General features: G+C 70.8%; 18 protein-coding genes. 15 read left to right on the top strand and 3 right to left on the bottom strand.

What is annotated here, in order from left to right; all coding sequences use genetic code 11:
- Nucleotides 1-68: 68 nt before the first annotated feature.
- The 3 genes from D1793_RS00595 to lipB all read left to right on the top strand — a co-directional run bounded on the left by D1793_RS00595 (nt 69) and on the right by lipB (nt 2,301).
- Nucleotides 69-1,220 carry a D-alanyl-D-alanine carboxypeptidase family protein gene (locus D1793_RS00595; RefSeq protein WP_119023521.1) on the top strand — a complete coding sequence of 384 codons (1,152 nt, stop codon included), beginning with the start codon at nt 69-71 and terminating at the stop codon, nt 1,218-1,220.
- A gap of 68 nt (nt 1,221-1,288) precedes the next feature.
- Nucleotides 1,289-1,600: a DUF493 domain-containing protein gene (locus tag D1793_RS00590; protein WP_119020424.1), complete on the top strand. Its 312-nt coding sequence runs from the start codon at nt 1,289-1,291 to the stop codon at nt 1,598-1,600.
- On the top strand, nt 1,600-2,301 hold the full coding sequence (gene lipB / locus D1793_RS00585; RefSeq protein ID WP_119020423.1) for a lipoyl(octanoyl) transferase LipB: 702 nt from the start codon (nt 1,600-1,602) through the stop codon (nt 2,299-2,301). Before D1793_RS00590 ends, lipB begins: the two co-directional genes overlap by 1 nt.
- On the opposite strand, the gene lipA is transcribed toward lipB, so the two are convergent.
- Together lipA and D1793_RS00575 are read right to left on the bottom strand one after the other, a co-directional pair.
- Entirely contained in the window at nt 2,288-3,343 is a 1,056-nt protein-coding gene (lipA, locus tag D1793_RS00580; RefSeq protein WP_119020422.1) for a lipoyl synthase, read from the bottom strand. The genes lipB and lipA overlap by 14 nt on opposite strands.
- Nucleotides 3,344-3,530: 187 nt before the next feature.
- Nucleotides 3,531-4,514, bottom strand: a complete 984-nt coding sequence (locus D1793_RS00575) for a LysR family transcriptional regulator (protein WP_119020421.1) — start codon at nt 4,512-4,514, stop codon at nt 3,531-3,533.
- 100 nt (nt 4,515-4,614) lie between these two features.
- On the opposite strand from D1793_RS00575, the gene D1793_RS00570 reads away from it, so the two are divergent.
- The 12 genes from D1793_RS00570 (at nt 4,615) to D1793_RS00515 (ending at nt 22,169) form a co-directional block, all read left to right on the top strand.
- Entirely contained in the window at nt 4,615-5,562 is a 948-nt protein-coding gene (locus D1793_RS00570) for a hypothetical protein (RefSeq protein ID WP_119020420.1), read from the top strand.
- A gap of 126 nt (nt 5,563-5,688) precedes the next feature.
- A complete protein-coding gene (locus tag D1793_RS00565) occupies nt 5,689-8,238 on the top strand; it encodes a DUF3141 domain-containing protein (RefSeq protein WP_119020419.1) in 2,550 nt (849 codons plus the stop codon).
- Between the two features lie 245 nt (nt 8,239-8,483).
- On the top strand, nt 8,484-11,123 hold the full coding sequence (gene topA / locus D1793_RS00560) for a type I DNA topoisomerase (RefSeq protein WP_119020418.1): 2,640 nt from the start codon (nt 8,484-8,486) through the stop codon (nt 11,121-11,123).
- Complete coding sequence (locus D1793_RS00555) at nt 11,120-11,584, top strand: DUF6586 family protein (protein WP_119020417.1); 465 nt, start codon at nt 11,120-11,122, stop codon at nt 11,582-11,584. Before topA ends, D1793_RS00555 begins: the two co-directional genes overlap by 4 nt.
- A gap of 75 nt (nt 11,585-11,659) precedes the next feature.
- Nucleotides 11,660-13,906 carry a TolC family protein gene (locus D1793_RS00550; protein ID WP_119020416.1) on the top strand — a complete coding sequence of 749 codons (2,247 nt, stop codon included), beginning with the start codon at nt 11,660-11,662 and terminating at the stop codon, nt 13,904-13,906.
- Entirely contained in the window at nt 13,903-15,039 is a 1,137-nt protein-coding gene (locus D1793_RS00545; protein ID WP_119020415.1) for an efflux RND transporter periplasmic adaptor subunit, read from the top strand. Before D1793_RS00550 ends, D1793_RS00545 begins: the two co-directional genes overlap by 4 nt.
- On the top strand, nt 15,036-18,224 hold the full coding sequence (locus D1793_RS00540; protein ID WP_119020414.1) for an efflux RND transporter permease subunit: 3,189 nt from the start codon (nt 15,036-15,038) through the stop codon (nt 18,222-18,224). Before D1793_RS00545 ends, D1793_RS00540 begins: the two co-directional genes overlap by 4 nt.
- Nucleotides 18,225-18,253: 29 nt before the next feature.
- Entirely contained in the window at nt 18,254-18,727 is a 474-nt protein-coding gene (locus D1793_RS00535) for an NYN domain-containing protein (RefSeq protein WP_119020413.1), read from the top strand.
- Nucleotides 18,728-18,857: 130 nt separating this feature from the next.
- Nucleotides 18,858-19,325, top strand: coding sequence for a 2-hydroxyacyl-CoA dehydratase (locus tag D1793_RS00530; protein ID WP_119020412.1), 468 nt, complete (start codon nt 18,858-18,860; stop codon nt 19,323-19,325).
- Nucleotides 19,326-19,335: 10 nt separating this feature from the next.
- Nucleotides 19,336-19,767, top strand: a complete 432-nt coding sequence (locus D1793_RS00525; protein WP_119020411.1) for a hypothetical protein — start codon at nt 19,336-19,338, stop codon at nt 19,765-19,767.
- Nucleotides 19,768-20,055: 288 nt separating this feature from the next.
- Nucleotides 20,056-21,648 carry an ABC-F family ATPase gene (locus tag D1793_RS00520; RefSeq protein ID WP_119020410.1) on the top strand — a complete coding sequence of 531 codons (1,593 nt, stop codon included), beginning with the start codon at nt 20,056-20,058 and terminating at the stop codon, nt 21,646-21,648.
- A 98-nt stretch (nt 21,649-21,746) separates the two neighbouring features.
- Nucleotides 21,747-22,169, top strand: coding sequence for a CopD family protein (locus D1793_RS00515; RefSeq protein ID WP_119020409.1), 423 nt, complete (start codon nt 21,747-21,749; stop codon nt 22,167-22,169).
- Nucleotides 22,170-22,202: 33 nt separating this feature from the next.
- On the opposite strand, the gene D1793_RS00510 is transcribed toward D1793_RS00515, so the two are convergent.
- Nucleotides 22,203-22,661: a DUF2231 domain-containing protein gene (locus D1793_RS00510; protein WP_119020408.1), complete on the bottom strand. Its 459-nt coding sequence runs from the start codon at nt 22,659-22,661 to the stop codon at nt 22,203-22,205.
- Between the last annotated feature and the right edge of the window lie 21 nt (nt 22,662-22,682).

Here is a 22,682-nt window from a genome sequence, read left to right as displayed (position 1 = left end):
TCCCCATGAGAGAGTTGTTCTTCCTTCGCCGCCTGAGGCTGATCCCGGCGCTGCTGGCCTGCCTGCTGATGGTATCGACGCTGGCCTCGGCCCAGAGCGTGCCGGTTCCCCAGCCCCAGCCGCAGACCATGATTCCCTCTCCGCCCCAGCTGGCCGCCAAGTCATGGTTCCTGATGGATGCCGACAGCGGCCGGGTGCTGGTGGAGCACAACGCCGACGAGCGCCTGCCCCCGGCGAGCCTGACCAAGCTGATGACCGCCTACCTGGTGGAGCGCGAGCTGGACCGCGGCAACATCGCCATGGATGACATGGTGCGGGTCAGCGAGAACGCCTGGCGCACCGGGGGTTCCAAGATGTTCATCGAGGTCGACACCCAAGTGTCGATCCGCGACCTGCTCTACGGGATCATCATCGCCTCCGGCAACGATGCCAGCGTGGCGGTTGCCGAGCACCTGGCCGGGGGCGAGGCGCCCTTCGCCGACCTGATGAACCAGCACGCCACCCGCCTGGGGCTGCACAACACCAGCTTCGCCAACGCCACCGGGCTGCCGCACCCCGAGCAGTACTCTTCGGCCCGGGACATGGCGCTGCTCTCCCAGTACATCATCAACGACTACCCCCAGCACTACGCGATGTACGCCGAGAAGTACTTCACCTACAACGACATCCGCCAGCCCAACCGCAACCGGCTGCTGTGGCGCGACCCCACGGTGGATGGCCTGAAGACCGGCTGGACCACCGAGGCGGGCTATGGTCTGGTGGCCTCCGCCAAGCGTGACGGCATGCGCCTGATCTCCGTGGTGATGGGCACCACCTCCGAGGAGTCGCGCGCCCAGGAGACCCAGAAGCTGTTGAGCTATGGCTTCCGCTACTTCGAGACCCTCAAGCTGTACGACGCCGGCTCGGTGCTCAACACCCCGCGGGTCTGGGGCGGCGAGAGCAACCAGCTGCCGGTAGGCGTCGACCGCGACGTGATGATGACGGTGCCGCGGGCCCGCAACCAGGAGCTGACCGCGCGCCTGGATATCCAGGGTGATCTGGCCGCTCCCATCGAGGCAGGCCAGCGCGTCGGCATCCTCGAGGTGCGCCTGGGTGAGGAGGTGGTCGGCGAGCAGCCCCTGGTGGCACTCGAGTCGGTGGAGGAGGGCGGCTTCGTCAAGAAGCTGCTCGACCAGGTCCGGCGCTTCTTCTCCAACCTGGTCGGCGGCTGGTTCGGCTAGGCCTTCGGTGGTCTCTCCCCGGCGGGTTGCGTAAAATGACGCCATACACGCAACCCGCCGGACTTCCCATGAACGACAACTCCCTGCGCGACCTGCGCCAGCCGAGCCGCCCGGCCTCTGGCAAGCCGCCCACGATCACCTTTCCCTGCCGCTACTCCCTCAAGGTGGTGGGTGACGCCGCCGAGGATTTCGCCGCCATGGTCTGCCAGGTGGTGAGCCGCCACGACCCGGAGTTCGATGCGACCCGCCTGGAGGTGGTGGCTAGCCGCAACGGCCGCTTCCAGTCGGTGCGCCTGACCATCCGCGCCACCGGTGAGACCCAGCTGCAGGCGCTGTTCGTGGAGCTCAAGGCCACCGGCCGCGTGCACATGGTGGTGTGATGGCCACCCCTCCCTCCGAGTTGCCCTCGGCGCCTGAGGCGCTGCCGCCCATCGAGCTGCACCGCCTGGGCCGTCGCCCCTACCTGCCGGTGTGGCAGGCGATGCGGGAGCTCACCGACACCCGTGACGCCGACACCCCGGATCAGTTCTGGCTGGTGGAGCACGACCCGGTCTTCACCCAGGGACAGGCGGGCAAGCCCGAGCACCTGCTGATGCCCGGGGATATCCCGGTGGTGCAGACCGATCGCGGCGGCCAGGTGACCTACCATGGCCCCGGTCAGGTGGTGCTCTATCCGCTGATCGACGTGCGTCGCTCGCGCCTTGGCGTGCGTGACCTGGTGAGCGGGCTCGAGAACGCCGTCATCGCGCTGCTGGCGGAGTACGGCATCGCCGCCCGGGCGCGTCCCGATGCGCCGGGCGTCTACGTGACGACGGGCATGGGCGAGGCCAAGATCGCCTCGCTGGGGCTGCGCATCCGGCGCGGCGGCAGCTTCCACGGGGTGGCGCTCAACGTCGACGGCGACCTCTCCCCCTTCCAGCGCATCAATCCCTGCGGCTATGCCGGCATGGCGATGACGCGCCTGGCGGATCTGGTCGCCGACGGTGCCGGCGTGGCGACGCCCGGCGTGGAGGAGATAGGCGAGCGCCTGGCCCGGTGCTTGGCGCTCGAGCTGGGCAGGGAGCTGATCAGCCGACGTTGATGGCGTCGATGCGGTCGGGGTCGGGCGCCTGGCCCGGCACCGGGGCCGGCGCGGAGAGGCCCAGGTTGTTCTTCTCGAAGACCCGGTCGGCGCGGTAGCTGGAGCGCACCAGCGGTCCTGCCGCCACCTCCATGAATCCCTTCTCCAGGCCGATCTGGCGATAGCGCTCGAACTCCTCGGGGGAGACCCAGCGCTCCACCGCCAGGTGGTTGCGGGTGGGGCGGAGGTATTGGCCCAGGGTGACGATATCCACGCCGATCTCGCGCAGGTCGTCGAAGGTGGCCAGGATCTCCTCGTCGGTCTCGCCCAGGCCCAGCATCAGGCTGGTCTTGGTGAGCACCGCGGGGTTGTGGCGCTTGGCGTGGGCCAGCACGTCCAGGGTCTTGCGATAGCCGGCGCGCGGGTCGCGTACCTTGCGGGTCAGCCGCTCGACGGTCTCGACGTTCTGGGCGAACACCTCGAGGCCGGAGTCGACCACCTGCTCGATGGCCGCATGGACGCCGTCGAAGTCCGGGGTCAGCGCCTCCACCACCACCTCGGGGGTGTTGGCCTTGATGGCGCGGATGCAGGCCGCGTAGTGGGCGGCGCCGCCGTCGTCGAGGTCGTCGCGGTCCACCGAGGTGAGCACCACGTAGCGCAGCCCCATCAGCTCCACCGACTTGGCGGTGTTGGCCGGCTCCTCGGCGTCCAGCCAGCCCCCGGGGTTGCCGGTATCCACGGCGCAGAAGCGGCAGGCGCGGGTACAGACCGAGCCCATCAGCATGATGGTGGCGGTGCCGTTGCTCCAGCACTCGCCCATGTTGGGGCAGTGGGACTCGGCGCATACGGTGCTCAGGCGGTGTTCGCTGACGTTGCGCTTGACGGCCTCGAAGCGCTCGCCGCCGGGAATCTGGGCGCGCAGCCACTTGGGCTTGCGCCCCGGGTCGGCGGCCTGCTCTTCCGGCTCTCGGCGCTGCTTGATGCCGTCCTTGATGGCGGCAAAGCCGTGCTGGGTGCGGAACTTCTCGCCGCTGGGGACGTGTTTCGAGGTCTTGTCGCTCATTCGGGTGTGAGCCCCTTCGCTCGGCGGCCGCCCGGCGAGCGGGCGATGGCGGCATCGGCTGCCGGCAGGCCGCGTCGGGCGTGCTGATGGTTACTGGGTGTCGGGCCCACAATCTACCATAGTCGCAGGCGCCAGGCATCGTTCGGGCGCGTCGCCCCGCCTGGCCTTGACCTGGCTCAGGGGTGGATCAGGAGCTCAATGGCAGGCAGACCACGTCGTGATTGGGCAGCGGGCGGGGCGGGGCCTGGAAGTGGGCGTGGAACTCCGCCAGGTGCTCGCGCACGAAACGCAGGAACAGCTCGGTGACCGGGGTGGGAAAGCGCTCCCGGGGGTAGACGGTGCACCAGGAGTGGCGCAGCGGGAAGTCGGGCAGACTGAGCTCCTCGAGCAGGCCGGCCGCAAGCTCCAGGCGCACCGCCAGGCGCGGCAGCACGGCGACGCCTAGCTGGGCCATCACCCCCTGCTTGACGGCCTCGTTGGTGCCGAGCTCGATGCGGTGGGCCAGGCTCACGTCCTGAGCGGCGGCCAGCTCCTCGAAGGCGCTGCGCACCCCGGAGCCGGGCTCGCGCATCAGCACGTAGTGGCGAGCGAAGTCCTCGAGGGTGGGCGAGCTGGCCTGGAGCAGCGGATGGCCGGGCCAGACCAGCGGGATCATCTCATTGTCGAGGATCGGCATGATCACCAGGTCGCTGTCGTCGGGCACCCTGGCCATGATCACCAGGTCGTCGCGCCGCTCGGCCAGGCGCTCCAAGGCCTGGCTGCGGTTGCACACCTTGAGGCGAACCTGGACGTTGGGGTAGTGGGCGCGGAAGCGCGCCAGCAGATGGGGCACCACGTACTGGGCGGTGGAGACCGCCGCCAGGTTGAGCTCGCCGCGGATGGTGCCGGACATGTCCGAGAGCGCCATCTGCAGCCGCGAGACCTGGCCGAAGATGGCCCGCACCGAGGCCGCCAGGGCATCGGCCGCCGGCAGCACATGGAGAGTCTTGCCGGCATACTTGAACAGCGGCTGGCCGAGCGCCTGCTCCAGCTGGCGGATCTGGGCGCTGACCGCGGGCTGCGTCAGCCCCAGCTGCTCCGCCGCTCGGGAGTAGGAGTGCTGATCGTGAACCGCCTGGAATACCTGCAGTTGGCGGAAGGTCAACTTGTTGAGCAGCTTGGGAGTGGTCATGATCGCCTGCCGAATGGACGCCGTCGGCCTCTTGTCGGTCCGTGATCCATGCTAGCACCGCCGCCCCCGCCGGGGCCACCGCCAAGGAGGCAAGTGCCACGTGAACAGTTTCACGCTTTCCGGTTCCGCGGGGAGCCCGCCCCGCCTCGCCCTGGCCGCCGTCGGACTCGCCGGCCTGCGGGTGCGCCAGGCCGCCGCCGAGCTGGGCCTGGCCTGCCTGGGGGCCGTCACCCCCGACGAGCCCGCCGAGGCGCTGGTGGCGCGCGCCCTGAGTGCCGGCTGCACGGCGCTGCACCCCGGCGAGGCCGACACCCGCCGTCAGCTGGCGTTGGCCAGGGCCTGTCGGGCCGCCGGGCTCCCCTTCGTGGGGCCTCGCCTCGCGCTGATCGAGGCGATGCAGGATGGTGCGGCGGTGCGGACCCTGCTGCGCGAGGCGGGGGTCCCCCTGGCGGAGGAGGGCGTGCCGGGGCGGCGGGTCGAGCTGGCGGTGCTCTGCGACCGCCTCGGCCGGGTGCGCTGGCTGGCGGTGCGGGAAGCGCTGGGGCCGGGCCTGGTGCGCGCCCCGGTGGCCTGGCTGACGCCTGAGCAGCGCACCTATCTTGGCCAGCTCGCTCTCCAGGGGCTCGCCGCCCTTGAGCTGCGGGGGCTCGTGACCCTGGGCTTTGCGCTGCAGGAGAACCGGCTGGGCTTCTGCGACATGCGCCCCGGGCTCTGTGGTCGGGAGGCGCTGGACGAGGCCCTGACCGGGCTGGATCCGGTGGTGGTTCAGCTGCGCCTGGCGGCCGGCGATCGGCTGCGGGACCGCCAGGCGGCCCTGGCCCCCCGCGGTCATGCCCTGCAGTGGCGCTGCGTTCCCGCGGCGGCCACCGGAATCAGCGGCGGCCCCGGTCTGCGCCTGGACCGCGCCCCCGAGACCGGGGGAGAGGGGCGCCTGACGGCCTGGGGGCGCACGCCCGAGGAGGCGCGGCGCCGCGGTCGGCGTGGCCTGGCGGAGCTGCTGGGCGAGGAGGAGGCCGCCGCGCTGATGCGCCCGCTGGGCGTCGACTAGGCGTGCCCGTCACGGAGTTTTCACTCGCCGGGGCGTCGATATTGCGTTATATTGCACTGCAACAAACGGCGTGCAATCTCCACGCTCTGTTCCTCCTCCCTCTGACCGAATTGCCAGGAGCTCGCGATGAATCTTCCGATGCCGACTCCCCCGGCCCCCGTGGTAACGCTGTTCGACCCCTTCGGGTTCGGACGCGCCGCGGGCCGCTACTGGCTGGATGCCTTCGAGCGCAGCGTGCTCTTCATGGACGTGATGCGCCAGCGTGGCAACCAGTACCTCGAACATATCGAGCAGACCCGTCCCAGCGTGCTGGGCTTCGAGGCCGAGGTGCTGATGGACGGCCGCGAGCTGTCGCGTCCGGTCAACTACGAGCTGCTGCGGATCCTGCCCCCCAGGGGCTATCCCACCGACCCGCAGATGCGCCCCTTCGTGGTGGTCGACCCCCGCGCCGGTCACGGCCCGGGCATCGGCGGCTTCAAGCCCGACAGCGAGATCGGCGTGGCGCTGCGTGCCGGTCACCCCTGCTACTTCATCGGCTTTTTGCCCTATCCGGAGCCCGGCCAGACCGTGGAGGACGTGGTGGAGGCGGAGATCGCCTTCCTGCGCCTGGTCAACCAGCGCCACAGCGAGCGCGGTTCCGAGAAGCCCATGGTGGTGGGCAACTGCCAGGCCGGCTGGCAGATCATGATGGCCGCGTCGTTGGAGCCCGACCTCTTCGGGCCGATCCTGATCGCCGGCTCGCCGCTCTCCTACTGGGCCGGTACCCGCGGCAACGCGCCGATGCGCTATACCGGTGGCATGACCGGCGGCAGCTGGATGACCTCGCTGCTCAGCGACCTGGGCGATGGCCAGTTCGATGGCGCCTGGCTGGTGCAGAACTTCGAGAACCTCAATCCGGCCAACACCTACTGGACCAAGCAGTATCGGCTCTACGCCAACATCGACACCGAGGCCGAGCGCTACCTGGAGTTCGAGCGCTGGTGGGGCGGCCACGTGGTGCTCGGCGGCGACGAGATCCAGTACATCGTCGACAACCTCTTCGTGGGGAATCGCCTCTCCACCGCTCAGATGGTCACCTCCGACGGACGCCGCATCGACCTGCGCAACGTGCGCTCGCCGGTGGTGGTGTTCTGCTCCTGGGGCGACGACATCACGCCGCCGCCCCAGGCGCTGGGCTGGGTGCGCGACCTCTACGCGGGGGTCGATGACATCGAGGCCAGCGAGCAGACCATCGTCTACTGCGTCCATGACAGCACCGGCCACCTGGGGATCTTCGTCTCCGGCAGTGTCTCCCGCAAGGAGCACACCGAGTTCACGGCCAACATGGACTACATCGACGTGCTGCCGCCGGGCCTCTACGAGACCACCGTCTCCGAGGCCGCCCAGCGCAGCGATGCCGAGCTGATCGAGCGGGACTACCTGCTGGAGTTCACCTCGCGCAGCGTCGAGGAGCTCGATCAGGTGGTGCAGCACTCCACCGAGGACGATACCCGCTTCGCCACCGTGGCGCGGATCTCCGAGATCAATCTCGGGCTCTACCGGCTCTTCGTGCAGCCCTGGGTGCGCGCCCTGGCCACGCCCGAATCGGCCCGCTGGATGCGCCGCATGCACCCCAACCGCCTCGGCTACCGCCTCTTCTCCGACCGCAACCCGCTGATGACCGCGATCCCGCTGCTGGCTGACAAGATTCGTGCCAAGCGCCATCCGGTGGACGAGGAGAACCTCTTCCGGGTGCTGGAGTCGATAGCCTCCAGCCAGATCACCGGCAGCCTCAATGCCTGGCGTGACCTGCGCGACGGGGCCACCGAGCGCCTGTTCCTCGATCTCTACGGCCAGCCGCTGCTGCAGTCGCTGGTGGGCCTGGGCGGTGACGCCCACGTGCATCGCCGCCGCCCGGGGTCGGAGCCGGAACACCGCCGCTTCATCGAGCGTCGCCAGGCAGAGCTCTCCGAGCGCGTCGCCGAAGGCGGCAGCCACGAGGCGGTGATCCGTGCGCTGATCTACGTGCTGGGGGGCGCCCCCTCCACCGACGAGCGCAACTTCAAGCGCCTGCGTGCCTCCCACGCCGAGCTGGAGCCCCAGCTCACCGTGGCGGACTTCAAGCGGCTGATGCGCGAGCAGTTCTTCATCCTCAAGCTCGATCGTGAAAGGGCCGTCGAGGCGCTGCCCGAGCTGCTCAAGGGGCAGACGGCGGAGCAGATCGCCGACCACCTGGAGCATATCGAGCACGTGCTGGCGGCCAGCGGCGAGCTCTCCGAGCGCTCCAGCGAGCGCCTGGCCCGGATCAGGGGGCTCTTCGAGCAGGCCATCGACCAGGCGCCGATCCTCGAGGCCGAGGCGCGTGCCGAGGCCCAGGCCTGGGTCGGCACCCAGGCCGAGGCCCAGCGCCTGGCCCTGAGCGACCTCGAGGGCCTGATGGAGTCCCAGCCGGGGGCGAAGGCCAAGGCCGAGGCGCCCACCGCCAAGGCCGAGGAACCCGCCGCCAAGGGCGAGGCGTCCGCTGCCAAGGGCGAGGCGCCCGCCGCCAAGGTCGAGGCGCCTGCCGCCAAGGCCGATGCGCCCGCCGCCAAGGCCGAGGCGCCCGCCGCCAAGGCCGAGGAAGCCGCCGCCAAGCCGGCCGCCTCGCGTCGCCGGACCCCGGCACCCCGTCGCAAGCCGGGTGGCAACAAGCGCTGAGCCAGGCTCGGCTCGGCCCCAGCAGCGCCCCTGCCACCCCGGTGGCGGGGGCGCTGTCATTGACGCAGGCTTGCCCTCGCCCGAGAGTGCGGTCTAGGGTCAGAAGGCGCCAACCGCGGCCACCCACTGGCGCGATGCCAGGTGCTGGGTTAGGGTAGGCGCATTTTTCGCCCGCCGAATCAGGGCGGTATGGCATTGTCAGGCGAGGACTCGACGTCCACGCCATGCACTTTCAGTGGAGCACTATGGGAAAGTCACTGGTCATCGTCGAGTCGCCGGCCAAGGCCAAGACGATCAACAAGTATCTCGGCAGCGACTTCATCGTGAAGTCGAGCGTGGGTCACATCCGTGACCTGCCGACCAGCGGCTCGGGCAAGGCGGCCTCGGATCCCAAGGAGCGCGCGCGGCAGGCCGCGGCGACCCGCAAGATGTCGCCGGACGAGAAGGCCGAGTACCGGAAGCGCAAGTCCCAGGAGCAGCTGATCCGGCGCATGGGCATCGACCCCGAGCACGGCTGGGAGGCCCACTACGAGATCCTCCCGGGCAAGGAGAAGGTGGTCGCCGAGCTCCAGAAGCTGGCCCAGAAGGCCGACACCGTCTATCTCGCCACCGATCTCGACCGCGAGGGGGAGGCCATCGCCTGGCACCTTCGCGAGACCATCGGCGGCGACGACGCGCGCTACAAGCGCGTGGTCTTCAATGAGATCACCAAGAACGCCATCCAGGAGGCGTTCAAGGACCCCGGCACCCTGAACATCCCGAGGGTCGAGGCCCAGCAGGCGCGGCGCTTCCTGGACCGCGTGGTCGGCTTCATGCTCTCGCCGCTGCTGTGGGCCAAGATCGCCCGCGGCCTCTCGGCCGGGCGGGTGCAGTCGGTGGCCATGCGCCTGATCGTCGAGCGCGAGCGCGAGATCCGCGCCTTCGTGCCCGAGGAGTTCTGGGACGTCCATGCCGATCTGGTGCCGCAGGTCGAGGGGGCCGACGGCGAGCCGGTGCGCTTCGAGCTGGTGCGCCAGGACGGCAAGCCCTTCCGGCCCACCTCCGAGGCCGAGACCCTGGAGCGCATCGCCGCGCTCAGGAAGGCGTCGCTCGCCATCACCTCGCGGGAAGACAAGCCCACGCGGTCGAAGCCCAACGCACCCTTCATCACCTCGACCCTGCAGCAGGCCGCCAGCGGCCGGCTGGGCTTCTCGGTGAAGAAGACCATGACCCTGGCCCAGCGCCTCTACGAGGCGGGCTATATCACCTACATGCGAACCGACTCCACCAACCTGTCGAAGGATGCCGTGGAGAGCGTGCGCGAGTTCATCGGCGGCGAGTTTGGCGAGCGCTACCTGCCGGAGGCGCCCAACCGCTACTCCAGCAAGGAGGGCGCCCAGGAGGCCCACGAGGCGATCCGCCCCTCCGATGTGGGGCGTCGCGCCACCGACCTTGCCGGCATGGAGCGCGACGCCGAGCATCTCTACGAGCTGATCTGGCGCCAGTTCGTGGCCTGCCAGATGACTCCGGCCGAGTACCTCTCCAGCACCCTCACCGTGGAGGTCGACGGCTACGAGCTCAAGGCCAAGGGGCGCGTGCTCAAGTTCGACGGCTACACCCGCGTGATGAAGCCGGCCGGCAAGAACGAGGACCAGTCGCTGCCGGATCTCGCCGAGGGTACCCCCATGACCCTGGCCTCCCTGGACCCGCTGCAGCACTTCACCAAGCCGCCGGCCCGCTACACCGAGGCGAGCCTGGTCAAGGAGCTGGAGAAGCGCGGCATCGGCCGGCCCTCCACCTATGCCTCGATCATCTCGACCATCCAGGACCGCGGCTACGTCAAGCTGGAGAACCGGCGCTTCTATGCCGAGAAGCTCGGCGATATCGTCACCGAGCGCCTCAAGGAGTCCTTCCCCGACCTGATGGACTACTCCTTCACGGCGCGCATGGAGGATGGCCTCGACGAGGTGGCCGAGGGCGAGCGCAACTGGCGCGCGCTGCTCGATGCCTTCTACGCCGAGTTCAGGAAGGAGCTCGCGGAGGCCGAGAGCGAGGAGGGGATGCGTCCCAACCAGCCGGTGCCCACCGACATCGACTGCCCCAGCTGCGGGCGCAAGATGCAGATCCGTACTGCCTCCACCGGGGTCTTCCTGGGCTGCTCCGGCTACAACCTGCCGCCCAAGGAGCGCTGCAAGACCACCATCGACCTGCTGCCCGGCGAGGAGGCAGTGGCCGCCGACGCCGACGAGGAGGCCGAGACCGATGCCCTGCGGGCCAAGCACCGCTGCGGCAAGTGCGGCACCGCCATGGACAGCTACCTGATCGACGAGACCCGCAAGCTGCACATCTGTGGCAACAGCCCGGACTGCGACGGCTACGAGATCGAGCAGGGCAGGTTCCGCATCAAGGGCTACGACGGCCCGACCATCGAGTGCGACAAGTGCGGCAGCGAGATGCAGCTCAAGTCCGGGCGCTTCGGCAAGTACTTCGGCTGCACCAGCAGCGAGTGCAAGAACACCCGCAAGCTGCTGCGCAGCGGCGAGGTAGCGCCGCCCAAGATGGACCCCATCGACATGCCGGAGCTGGCCTGCCAGAAGGTCGATGACCACTACGTGCTGCGCGACGGGGCCAGCGGCCTCTTCCTGGCGGCGAGCAAGTTCCCCAAGAACCGCGAGACGCGCCCGCCCCTGGTCCGCGAGCTCAAGGCTCACGCCGAGGAGCTCCCCGAGAAGTATCGCTACCTGCTCGACGCCCCCAGCGAGGATCCGGATGGCCGCCCGGCGCAGATCCGCTTCTCGCGCAAGGCCAAGGAACAGTTCGTGATGACCGACGAGGAGGGCAAGGCCACCGGCTGGAAGGCCACCTTCGACGGCAGCCGCTGGCAGGTGGAGGACAAGCGTAAGTGACCCCGCGAGCCCGTACCAACCAGCTGCTCTACCAGGCCGAGCTGCTGCTCGACACCCAGGCCGGCGACGACGAGCACGCCGAGGCCCGCCGCATGGCCGCCGAGGAGGGCGCCCTGGCGCTTGCCGAGCTGGCTCTCGAGTCGCTGCTGCGCGAGGTCACTGAGCACGCGCGGCTGCCCCGCCACGACTGGCGCGAGCTGCTCGGCCCCGAGGGAGCCGGCATCGCCGAGCTGCACCGGCTGCGCGAGCTGGCCGCCCAGCCCGGCAGCTGGCTCGCCTGGCTGGTGTCCCGGCTCGAGGCGCTGCACGCAAGCGAAGGCGCCGCCCGCCGCCGCACCGGTGCCGCTGCCGGCCTGATCGCCGTGGGCAGCGCCGCCGCCCTGGGCGACGAGCTCCACGGCTGCCTGCAGGCCGCCAAGGCCGAGATCGCCGCCCTGCGCGAAACCAGCCAGGAGTGGTAGGGGGCGAGGGGCGCCTGGTAACTTTCAAACAGTCGTTTATACTCGGTGCCATCGCCCACCTACCGGCCAAGCCCCATGAACGCCATCGCAAGGACGCGTCAGTTCATCCTCCGGTACCTCGCCGCACCGCTGCTGGCCCTGCCGCTGGCGATGGCCCCCGCGGCGGCAGCCGACCTGACCCTCGACCCCCGGCTGCTGCCCGGCGGCGAGGGCGACCTGCCCGCGCTGCGCCAGGAGCTCGAGCGCCTCTCCGCCGGGCGGCGCACGCCCGACCTGGCCGCGGCGGCGCCCGGCACCGGCGTTCGCCTGCCGGGGCTGGACGTCCTGGAGTCCCCCGAGTTTCTCACCACCACTGACCTCCTGGCCCTCGAGCCCCTGGACGGCGCCTCCCGGGTGCTGTTGCTCGGCCCTGCCGAGGCGCTGGAGGCTGCCGGCGAGGCCCTGGCCGGCCAGGCTCGCCTCCGGGGCATCGCGCTGGTGCCCCTGGCCGTGGTCCCCTCACGCTATCCCTCCACGGCCGACCTTCAGGGCGCCGATGGCGCCCTGGTGCTGGCGCTGCCCGGCCTCGACGGAGAGGCCCAGCGCCGGCTCTTCGACCGGCTGGCCGAGGCGGGAGTGCCGAGCGTGGCGCTGACCGATGCCCGTCAGGTCGAGCGCGGTGCGCTGTTCTCCTCCCCCGGCGCCCTGGATCCTGACGCCTGGCGCCGCCGGCTGGCGCTGCGCCTGGATGACGTCGCCGCCGGCCGTCCCCCCGAACCCCTGTACGCCCGTCCCGGCCTGGGCCGCCCCTGGCTCAACCTCGAGACCGCCGCCCGGCTCGACTGGTCGCCGAGCTTTTCGCTGCTCGGCGAGGCGCGCCTGGTGGGCGAGGCCGCCGCCCCGGAGGCAGCACCCCTGGCACTTTCCCAGGCGGTGGCCCTGGCACTTTCCGCGAGCCCGGCCCTGGCCGCCGCCCGTCAGGGCATCGAGGTGGAGGCCTTCGACCGCGACCTGGCCGCTTCCCGCTACCGTCCCAATCTCTACCTGGAAGCCACCGGGCGGATGATCGACGAGACCCGCGCCCGCGCCGCCCTGGGCCAGGAGCCGGAGCGCCTGGTCAGCGGCGGAGCGGTGCTGGAGCAGCTGCTCTTCTCCGAACCGGCCCTGGCCGCCATCGCCGTCGCCGGCAGCCTCGACCGCGCCCGGCGCGCCGAGCTCGAGGTGGAGAGCCTCGACCTGGCACTGGCGGTATCACGGGAGTTTCTCGACCTGCTACGCCTCGACGCCAGCCGCGAGGTGCTCGAGGCCGACCTCGAGCTGGCCCGTGCCCAGCGTGACCAGGCGATGCGCGGCGAGACCGCCGGCGCCGTGGGGCGCGGCGAGGTGGCCCGCTTCGAGGCCGAGCTCACCCAGGCCCGGGAGCGCCTGGAGCAGGCGGTGGCGGACCGCGAGCGGCTGGCGATCGCCCTCAATCGCCGGCTGGGTCGGGCCCCGGCCGCCCCGCTCGCGCCGGTCGAACCGGAGCTGGATGGCCCCGAATGGCTGGGCGGTGATGACCAGTTCCTGGCGGTTCTCGACTCTCCGGCGAGCCTCGCCGACTGGCAGGGGCGGCTGGTGACCGCGGCCCTGCGCGACTCTGCCGAGCTCGAGGCGATTGCCGAGCTGCGCCAGGCGGCACGCCGGGAGCTGACTTCGCGCCGCCGGGCCTTCTGGCTGCCCGAGGTGGGCCTCGAGGCGCGCTATACCAGCGAACTCTCCCGGGCCGGTGAGGGTGAGCGGGCCCCCTGGGAGTCGTCGAACCCGGTCGTCCAGGCCGGCGTCGGGGCCCTCGAGGGGGCGGGCGTGGGGCTGCCCGAGACCGGTCGCGACCAGTGGAGCGTCGGGGTCTCGGCGCGGCTGCCGCTCTATGCCGGCGGGCGGCGCAGCATCGAGCGTGACCGCAGCGCGGCGCGCCTGGAGCAGGTGGCCCTCGAGGACGCCGAGGCGCGTCTGGGACTCGAGGCCCGGCTGCGCGCCGCCAGCGTCGAGCTCGCCGCCGCCTGGCGGCGCATCGCCCTGCGCGACGCGGCCCGCGAGCACGCCGAGGAGGCCCTGGCCCTGGCCGAGGAGGCCTGGCGCGAAGGGGCGCTCTCCCAGGTGGCGCTGCTCGATGCCCGTACCAGCGCACGCCAGGCGGGCCTCGCCGCCGCCGAGGGGCGCTGGCAGGCGCTGCAGGCGCTGGTGCACCTGCAGCGCGCCCTGGGGATCACCCCGGGCCCCATGGCGGCCGAGGCTCGCGAGCGGCTGCTGGCGGGCGCCGGCGGCGCGCTGGGGGAAGGGCACACGACAGGAGAAGGACCATGATCATGCGGGGAATCCTGCTGGCGGGACTGGTGCTGCTGGCCGGCTGCGCCGAGGAGCCGGTGGAGGAGGCGCCGCTGCGCCCGGTGCGCACCCTGGTCCTCGAGGCCGACGGTGCGACCGGCGAGCGTGAGCTGCCGGCGCGCCTGGAGGCGGCCGCCAACCGCCGGATGAGCTTCCGTGTGGCGGGCCAGCTCGAGGCCCTGGAGGTAGCGGTGGGGGAGCGGGTGACGGCCGGCCAGCCCCTGGCCCGGCTCGAGGCCGACGACCTGCGCCTGCAGCGCGACCGCGCCCGCTCGGCCCTGGCCGGTGCCGAGGCGGCGGCGGCCAACGCCGAGGCCGAGTGGCAGCGCGCCCGGCGCCTCTACGAGGCGGGCAGCGCCCCGGCCCGGGACCTCGACGCCGCCCGCGCCCAGCGCGACGCCGCCCGGGCCCAGCGTGACGGCGCCCGGGACGCCCTGGCCCTGGCCGAGCGACAGCTCGGCTTCACGCGCCTCGCAGCGCCCGACGCCTGCCGGGTGGCGAGCCGCCTGGCGGAGGCCGGCGAGAACGTCGGTGCCGGTCAGCCGGTGCTGGTGCTCGCCTGCGGCGACGATCTGGAGGTGCGCGCGGTCCTCTCGGAGGACCTGCTCGGCGAGCTGGTCATCGGGGCGCCGCTGCGGGTGCGCCTGCCGCTCGCCGACCTCACCCTGGCCGGCGAGGTGGCCGAGATCGGCCTGCCGGTGGACCCGCGCCAGGCCACCTGGCCGCTGCGGGTGGCCCTCCCGGGCCTGGCGGAGGACGAGCGCGCGCGGCTCCAGCCCGGCATGGCGGCGGAGCTGACGCTGCCCCTGGGCGGCCCCGGCAGCGGCATCTGGGTGCCCATGGTGGCGGTGCAGCAGGATATCGACGGTCACTTTGTCTACGTGGCTGAGGAGCGTGGGAGCAGCGATGCCAGCGATGCCACCGGGGACCGCGAGGCGACGGTGGTGCGCCACACCGTGACCCTGGGCGGTCGCCACGGCGAGCGCCTCGAGGTGCTGGCGGGGCTCGAGCCGGGCCAGCACCTGATCGTGGCGGGAATGAGCCGGCTCCATGACGGCATGCGGGTGCGCCTGCTCGAAGAGCGCAGCACCGCCGCGGAGGCCTCGCCGTGACCCTGACCGAGGCGGCGCTGCGCTACAACCGGGTGACCATCGCCGGGCTCCTGGTGGTGCTGCTGGGGGCGGTGATCAGCTATCTCTCCATCTCCCGGGCAGAGGATCCGGCGGTGACGGTGCGAGTGGCTCAGGTGGTCACCTACCTGCCCGGGGCCACCCCGGAACGGGTCGAGCAGCTGGTCACCGACCCGCTGGAGACCGCCATCATGGAGATGCCGGAGCTCGACTTCGTCGAGAGCACCTCCCGGGCCGGGGTCTCCATCATCCGGGTGGAGCTGCGTCCCGACGTGAGGGACGTCCAGGCCGGCTGGGACAAGCTGCGCCGCAAGGTGGGCGACGCCCGGGGCAGGCTGCCCGACGAGGCCCACGCGCCCATCATCAACGACGAGTTCGGCGACGTCTTCGGCATCATGCTCTCGCTCACCGGCGAGGGGTACGAACAGGCGGAGCTCAAGGAGGTCGCCGACGACGTCCGCGACCGCCTGCTGATGCTCGATGACGTGGCCAAGGTGAACATCCACGGCTACGCCGAGGAGCGCATCTTCCTGGAGTACAGCGAGGCGCGCCTGGCCGAGCTCGGCGTCTCCCCCCAGGGGCTCGCCCAGCTCTTGGCCGCGCGCAACATCGTGCTGCCCGGCGGGGCGATCCGAAGCGGCGACGAGCGGCTGATCCTCGAACCCACCGGCAACTTCACCCATATCGACGACATCCGCCGGGCGCTGCTGCCGCTGCCCGACGGCACCCTGGTGCCCCTGGGCTCGCTGATGGAGGTGCGCCACGGTTACGCCGATCCGCCCATGAGCCGCTACCACGCCGGCGGCGTGCAGGGGCTGGCGATTGCCATCGCCATGCGCGAGGGGGGCAACATCCTCGATCTGGGCGAGCAGGTCCAGGGCGCCATCGAGCGCCTCGAGCGTGACCTGCCGGTGGGCCTCGAGTTCGAGGTGCTGGCCAACCAGCCCGACCGGGTCGAGGAGCGCATCAACGAGTTCCTGATCAACCTGCTGCAGGCGGTGGCGCTGGTCTGCGTGGTGATGCTGCTCTTCCTGGGGCTGCGCACCGGGCTGATCGTGGCGAGCCTGGTGCCCTCGGCGATACTGGCCTGCCTCGCCTTCATGGGGCTCTTCGACATCGGCCTCGACCAGGTCTCGCTCGGGGCGCTGATCATCGCGCTGGGCATGCTGGTGGACAACGCCATCGTCATGGTGGAGTCGATCCAGGTCTCTGCCCGGGAGGGCAAGAGCGTGCGCCAGGCGGCGCTCGATTCCGCCCGGCAGCTGCGTTTCCCGCTGCTCACCGCCTCGCTGACCACGGCGGCGGCCTTCCTGCCCCAGTTCCTGGCGGTCTCCGACGTCGGGGAGTACACCCGCTCGCTGTTCCAGGTGGTCACCATCACGCTGCTCTCCTCCTGGCTGCTCTCGCTCACCATGATCCCGCTGCTCTGCGTGGCCTTCATCAAGGTCAGGCCGAAGGAGGAGGGCGCCTCGCCCCGGGGCCAGGCGGGGGGAGAGGCGCGCGACGAGCAGAGCGATCAGGCGGGCCGGGCGCGACCGCCGCTCTCGGCGCACATCGCCGAGCGGGTCTACGCCGGCTACCGTCGGCTGCTGCTGGCCCTGCTGCACCACCGCGCCCTGACCCTGGCCGCGGTGGCCGGCCTGCTGGGGCTCGCCTGGCTCGGCTTCGGGCCGCTGCCCAAGATCTTCTTTCCCCAGGCGGAGCGCACCATCGTCACCGCCGAGCTGCGCCTGCCCTTCTCGGCGCCCATCGAGCGCACCCGGGCAGTGGTGGAGGAGATCGAGGTCTTCCTGGCCGCGGAACTCGCCGCCGAGAGCGATGAGACGGGCGAGTGGGTGCGCGACGGGGTGGAGCGCTGGGGCAGCTTCATCGGCTTCGGCGGCGAGCGCTACATCATCAACCACGCCCCGGAGCCGCCGAGCCCCGAGTACGCCTTCCTGCTGCTGCAGACCAACCGCTGGCAGGCGGTGGACGCGGTGATCGAGCGCCTCGATGCGTGGCTTTCCGAGCGCTTCCCGGACCTGCAGGCCACCGTGGCCGCCACCAGCTTCGGCCCGCCGGTGACGGTGCCGCTTTCGGTGCGCATCTCCGGCGACGACGAGGCGACCCTCAGGCGCATCGCCGAGGAGGTGCGCCAGCGGGTCGCCGAGGCGTCGGGCACGCGCAACGTCCGCGATGACTGGGGCGAGTGGATCAAGCGGCTGCGCATCGACGTGGACCCGGCCCGGGCGCTGCGCGCCGGCGTCACCGAGCGCGACGTGGCGCTGAGCCTGCAGACGGCGCTCTCGGGGATGACGGTGGGCACCTTCCGCGACGGCGACACCCTGGTGCCGATCCAGCTGCGCAACGAGCGCGGCGAGGTGCGAACCCCGGACGACCTGGCGGGGGTCACCGTGCTGCCCGTCGGCGGCGGGGTGGGGGTGCCCCTGGCCCAGGTGGCCGAGGTCGAGCTCGACTGGGGCCCGGCGCGCATCCTGCGCCGGGACCGCTTCCGCACCATCTCGGTGGAGGCGGAGCTGGCCCCCGGGGTCACCGCCGCCGGGGTGGCGGCCGAGCTGCGCCCCTGGCTCGAGGAGCGCCAGGCCGAGTGGCCGAGCGGGGTCTTCTACGAGTTCGGCGGCGAGGTGGAGTCGTCGCGCATCGCCACCTACTCCATCGCCGAGAAGCTGCCGATCGGTGCCATGGCGATCCTGCTGCTGCTGGTGGTGCAGTTCAACTCCCTGCGCCGGCCGCTGATCATCCTGGCCACCATCCCATTGTCGCTGATCGGGGTGATCTTCGGCCTGACCATCACCGGCTCCCACTTCGGCATCATGACCTTCCTCGGGGTGGTGTCGCTGGCCGGTATCGTCATCAACAACGCCATCGTGCTGATCGATCGCATCGATCTCGAGCGCGGCAAGCTCTCGCCCCAGGAGGCGATCCTCGAGGCGGGCCGGCGGCGCCTGCGCCCGGTGCTGATGTCGACCCTGACCACCAGCGGTGGCCTGCTGCCGCTGTGGCTGGGCGGGGGCCTGCTCTGGGCGCCCATGGCGATCACCATCATCTTCGGTCTGCTGGCCGCGGCGCTGATCACCCTGTGCGTGGTGCCGGTGCTCTATTCGCTGCTGATGCGGGTACCCTTCGAGCGCCGCCGCGACGGCGAGGCGGCGACTGTGTCAGGCTGAGGGTCTCTTTCCCGAACGAGACCAGCCCCATGGAGCGTGTCGCCCTCTTCGTCGATGTGCAGAACGTCTACTACACCACCCGCGAGGCCTTCGGGCGGCACTTCGACTACCACGACTTCTGGGCACGCTTCGCGGCGGGACGGGAGGTGGTGGTGGCCAACGCCTATGCGGTGGAGCGCGGCGATCCCCGCCAGCGCCAGTTCCAGGCCATCCTGCGCACCATCGGCTTCGACGTGAAGCTCAAGCCCTTCATCCAGCGCAGCGACGGCTCCGCCAAGGGCGACTGGGACGTGGGCATCGCCCTGGATGCCATGGAGGCGGGGCCGCGTGTCGATCACCTGGTGCTGGTCTCGGGGGACGGCGACTTCGACCTCCTGGTGGACCGACTCCGCCAGCGCTTCGGCATCCGGGTGACCGTCGTCGGGGTGGCGCGCCTCACCGCCGATTCCCTGGTACGCGCCGCCAGCGACTTCGTGCCGGTCGACGCCAGCCTGCTGCGCTAGAACCTGCCATCGGCGTCCTTCATCGCCTTACGTTGATACACGTCAAGCACGCCGCCCCGCCCTTGGCTAGGATGAAGACAGGAGCAGGCCGGGACGGCGGCCGCGACGACAACAGCGAGGAGGATGCGCCATGCGATTTCATCAGGTGAAGGAGCTGGTCGACTGGGCCGCCGGCTACCATCGGCGGCTAGCCGAGCAGTTCGCCGCCCTGGCCGGGGGCGGCGACGTGGACGAGCGGGTGCGCATGGCGCTGGAGTACCTGGCCGAGCGCGAGCGCAAGCAGGAGAACGACCTCACCGGCTACCTGGACGATGGCAGCGACCACAGCAAGGTGCTTTCGACCTGGTTCGACGATCCCGCCGACTTCCCCCACCCGCCGGTGCTCGAGCGGCTGCCCGAGTGCATCGCTTGCGACAGCGTGCAGACCGTGCTGGCCACGGCGCTGACCGCCCACCGTACTCTCCAGGATCTCTATGCCCACCGCGCCGAGCTGGCCGGCGGCAGCGACGAGAAGGCCTTCTTCGAGGCCCTGGCGGCCGGCCACGAGGCCGAGGTGCGGCGCATCGCCCGGGATATCCAGCGGCTCGAGGACTACTGAGGAGGCCACCATGAGCGAACAACTGCTTTCCCCCAAGATGCTGGGCTACTGGACCGAGGCGACCCTTCGGGAGGCCCCGGACGAATCCGGCATCTACTGCGTGTTCCGGGCGGCGAAGGACCCCGAGACCGAGGAGATGGACGTTCAGGAGCTGCTCTACGTGGGTGAGCACAGAAGCGCCCGCCACGGCCTGCAGCATGACGGCCACCGCGACAAGTGGCACGCCTTCCCGCAGCCCGACGAGGAGATCTGGTACGCGGTGGGGCTGTGCGGCAGCGCCAACCGCGAGCGCCTGGCCGCGGCGATGATCAACGCCCACAAGCCGCGCTTCAACTCGGACAGCCCCTACCTGGACCGCTTCCCCTTCGACGACACCACGGTCCATATCTACGGCAAGAAGCACAAGCTGCAGAGCATCTTCAACGTCGATCGTCAGGACTGAGGGTTTCCCGGGCGAAGTGGCGCGGCTCCGGCGGATTTACCTGCCGGTGCCGTCGCGGATTATGAAGATTCGCTCGAGGCTGTTCCGGCGACAGGCCGTCGAGGGGGCGCTGTAAACCCTTCCCTGGGTGCTACCGATGCCATCCCTGGCATAGGACCCCCTCTTCGACCTGTCCCCGGCGCCTCTCGCTCCAGCTAGTGGTACGATTCTGCTACTCAGCGGGCGGTGTGAAGGGCGGCCATAACCGGTACAATCGCGCCCCTTCCATGCACCGACCGGACCCTCTCCTTGATCTCCACCGCCAACATCACCATGCAGTTCGGGGCCAAGCCCCTGTTCGAGAACGTCTCCATCAAGTTCGGCAACGGCCACCGCTACGGCCTGATCGGCGCCAATGGCTGCGGCAAGTCCACCTTCATGAAGATCCTCGGCGGCGACCTCGAGCCCTCCTCGGGCCAGGTCATGGTCGAGTCCGGCGCCCGGCTCGGCAAGCTGCGCCAGGACCAGTTCGCCTACGAGAACGAGCGGGTCATCGACACCGTGATCATGGGCAATGCCGAGCTCTCCCAGGTGGCGGCGGAGCGCGAGCGCATCTACTCCCTGCCCGAGATGAGCGAGGAGGACGGCATGGCGGTGGCCGACCTGGAGGTGCGCTTCGCCGAGCTCGACGGCTATACCGCCGAGGCCCGCGCCGGCGAACTGCTGCTGGGACTCGGCATCCCGATCGAGCAGCACGCAGGCCCCATGAGCGAGGTGGCCCCCGGCTGGAAGCTGCGCGTGTTGCTGGCCCAGGCGCTCTTCTCCGACCCCGACGTGCTGCTGCTCGACGAGCCCACCAACCACCTGGACATCAATACCATCCGCTGGCTGGAGGGGGTGCTCACGGCGCGCAACAGCACCATGATCATCATTTCCCACGACCGCCACTTCCTCAACAGCGTCTGCACCCACATGGCGGACCTCGACTACGGCGAGATCCGCCTCTTCCCGGGCAACTACGACGACTACATGACCGCGGCCACCGCCGCCCGGGAGCGCCAGCACGCCGACAACGCCAAGAAGAAGGCGCAGATCGCCGACCTCCAGGCCTTCGTCAGCCGCTTCTCGGCCAACGCCTCCAAGGCCAAGCAGGCCACCTCCCGGGCGCGCCAGATCGACAAGATCAAGCTCGAGGAGATCAAGCCCTCGAGCCGGATCAGCCCCTTCATCCGCTTCGAGCAGGCGCGCAAGATCCACCGCAACGCGGTCAACGTGGAGGGGCTCGCCCAGGGCTACCCCGACGAGGCGCCACTCTTCCAGGGCTTCGGCATGACCGTGGAGGCCGGCGAGCGCATCGCCATCATCGGCCCCAACGGCATCGGCAAGACCACCCTGCTGCGTACCCTGGCCGGCGAGCTGTCGCCGCTCTCCGGCAGCGTGAAGTGGACCGATAGCGCGGACCTCGGCCACTTCGCCCAGGACCACGCCGACGACTTCGCCAACGACGCCACCCTGTTCGAGTGGATGGCGCAGTGGACCGATGGCGGCGAGCAGGTGATCCGCGGGGCGCTGGGGCGCATGCTCTTCGGAAGCGACGACATCGGCAAGTCGGTGAAGGTGATCTCCGGCGGCGAGCAGGGGCGCATGCTGTTCGGCAAGCTGACCCTGACCCGGCCCAACGTGCTGCTGATGGACGAGCCCACCAACCACCTGGACATGGAGTCCATCGAGGCGCTCAACCTGGCGCTTGCGCACTACCCGGGCACCCTGATCTTCGTCAGCCACGACCGCGAGTTCGTCTCCTCCCTGGCCACCCGCATCCTCGACATGGGCGAGGAGGGCATCACCGACTTCAGCGGCAGCTACGACGACTACCTGAGAAGCCAGGGCCTCTTCGGCTGAGGCATGGGGCGTTTAGGGGCCGTCTTGGCCCCTTCGCCGACGCTGGACTAGGGTGAGGGTGTTGCCGGCCGCGGGTCGGTGTCGCCGCAAGGATGCCCATGCCCTGGATCAAGTTCCTGCATATCGTCGCCCTGGTGAGCTGGTGCGGCGTGCTGCTCTACCTGCCCGCGCTGCTCTGCCAGCTGGCACGCCCCGAGCGCGTCGCCCAGGGCGTCTCTCCGGGAGCGCCGCCGCTGCCGCGGCTGCTCTACAACGGCCTGGCGAGCCCCGTTGCGCTGCTCGCCATCGCCTCCGGTACCCTGCTGTTCCTGCTCCACGGCCTCACCGGCCCCTGGCTGGTGCTCAAGCTGCTGGCGGTCTGTGTCATGGTGCTGGCCCACGGCCTGTGCGGCTGGCTGCTGCTGCGCCTGGAGCAGGAGCGGCCGCGCGGGGTCGTCGCCGGGTCGCTCTTGGCCGGCAGCGTGGCGGGGCTCGCCATGCTGGCGGTGGTCGGCCTGGTGCTGGCCAAGCCGGCGCTGTAAGGGGGAGGAGAGCCAATGCCGCAGCCTTGCCCCTCAGTCATCGAGATCCACGCCCACCGCATGCTCGTAGACCAGCTGCCCGCCGAGAAAGCCCGCCAGGGCGATCAGCGCGGCGGTGGCCAGGCTCAGCGCCAGCCCCCAGGGCAGCAGGGCCTCGCCCGCGAAGCGCCACAGCCAGTTGAGCGAGGCGAGCGAGAGCATCACCACCGCCACCATGGCGTGGCTCCAGGCGGTCACCAGGCGGCGAATGCCGCGCACCGTCACCAGGTCGATGAGGCCGGCGAGGCTCGCCACCCAGCCGCCGAAGGCGCCCACCCCGGCCAGCCACAGCGAGGCGCGGGCCCAGAAGGGGTCGCCGGTAGTCAGAAAGCCCAGGTCGCTGGCCACCAGGGCGAGCAGGGCGGCCACCGGGAAGTGGATCATCACCGGGTGCAGGGGGTGGCCGGCGACGGCCGCGCGGCTGCGGATGGAGCGCTTTGGGGGCGTTGGCATGGCGGCGTCCCTGTCGATGGC

The organism is Halomonas sp. JS92-SW72 (assembly GCF_003547075.1).
Taxonomy (GTDB): Bacteria; Pseudomonadota; Gammaproteobacteria; order Pseudomonadales; family Halomonadaceae; genus Halomonas; species Halomonas alkalicola.
Note: the sequence above shows the minus strand (reverse complement) of the source record. Positions and strands in the feature narration are given on the sequence as shown.

Coding starts and splice junctions, on each gene's coding strand:
- D1793_RS00515 (WP_119020409.1), top strand. CDS start 21,747: ATGCCCTGGATCAAGTTCCTGCATATCGTCGCCCTGGTGAGCTGGTGC.
- D1793_RS00575 (WP_119020421.1), bottom strand. CDS start 4,514: ATGACCACTCCCAAGCTGCTCAACAAGTTGACCTTCCGCCAACTGCAG.
- lipA (WP_119020422.1), bottom strand. CDS start 3,343: ATGAGCGACAAGACCTCGAAACACGTCCCCAGCGGCGAGAAGTTCCGC.
- D1793_RS00525 (WP_119020411.1), top strand. CDS start 19,336: ATGAGCGAACAACTGCTTTCCCCCAAGATGCTGGGCTACTGGACCGAG.
- lipB (WP_119020423.1), top strand. CDS start 1,600: ATGGCCACCCCTCCCTCCGAGTTGCCCTCGGCGCCTGAGGCGCTGCCG.
- D1793_RS00550 (WP_119020416.1), top strand. CDS start 11,660: ATGAACGCCATCGCAAGGACGCGTCAGTTCATCCTCCGGTACCTCGCC.
- D1793_RS00535 (WP_119020413.1), top strand. CDS start 18,254: ATGGAGCGTGTCGCCCTCTTCGTCGATGTGCAGAACGTCTACTACACC.
- topA (WP_119020418.1), top strand. CDS start 8,484: ATGGGAAAGTCACTGGTCATCGTCGAGTCGCCGGCCAAGGCCAAGACG.
- D1793_RS00590 (WP_119020424.1), top strand. CDS start 1,289: ATGAACGACAACTCCCTGCGCGACCTGCGCCAGCCGAGCCGCCCGGCC.
- D1793_RS00595 (WP_119023521.1), top strand. CDS start 69: ATGGTATCGACGCTGGCCTCGGCCCAGAGCGTGCCGGTTCCCCAGCCC.
- D1793_RS00530 (WP_119020412.1), top strand. CDS start 18,858: ATGCGATTTCATCAGGTGAAGGAGCTGGTCGACTGGGCCGCCGGCTAC.
- D1793_RS00545 (WP_119020415.1), top strand. CDS start 13,903: ATGATCATGCGGGGAATCCTGCTGGCGGGACTGGTGCTGCTGGCCGGC.
- D1793_RS00565 (WP_119020419.1), top strand. CDS start 5,689: ATGAATCTTCCGATGCCGACTCCCCCGGCCCCCGTGGTAACGCTGTTC.
- D1793_RS00510 (WP_119020408.1), bottom strand. CDS start 22,661: ATGCCAACGCCCCCAAAGCGCTCCATCCGCAGCCGCGCGGCCGTCGCC.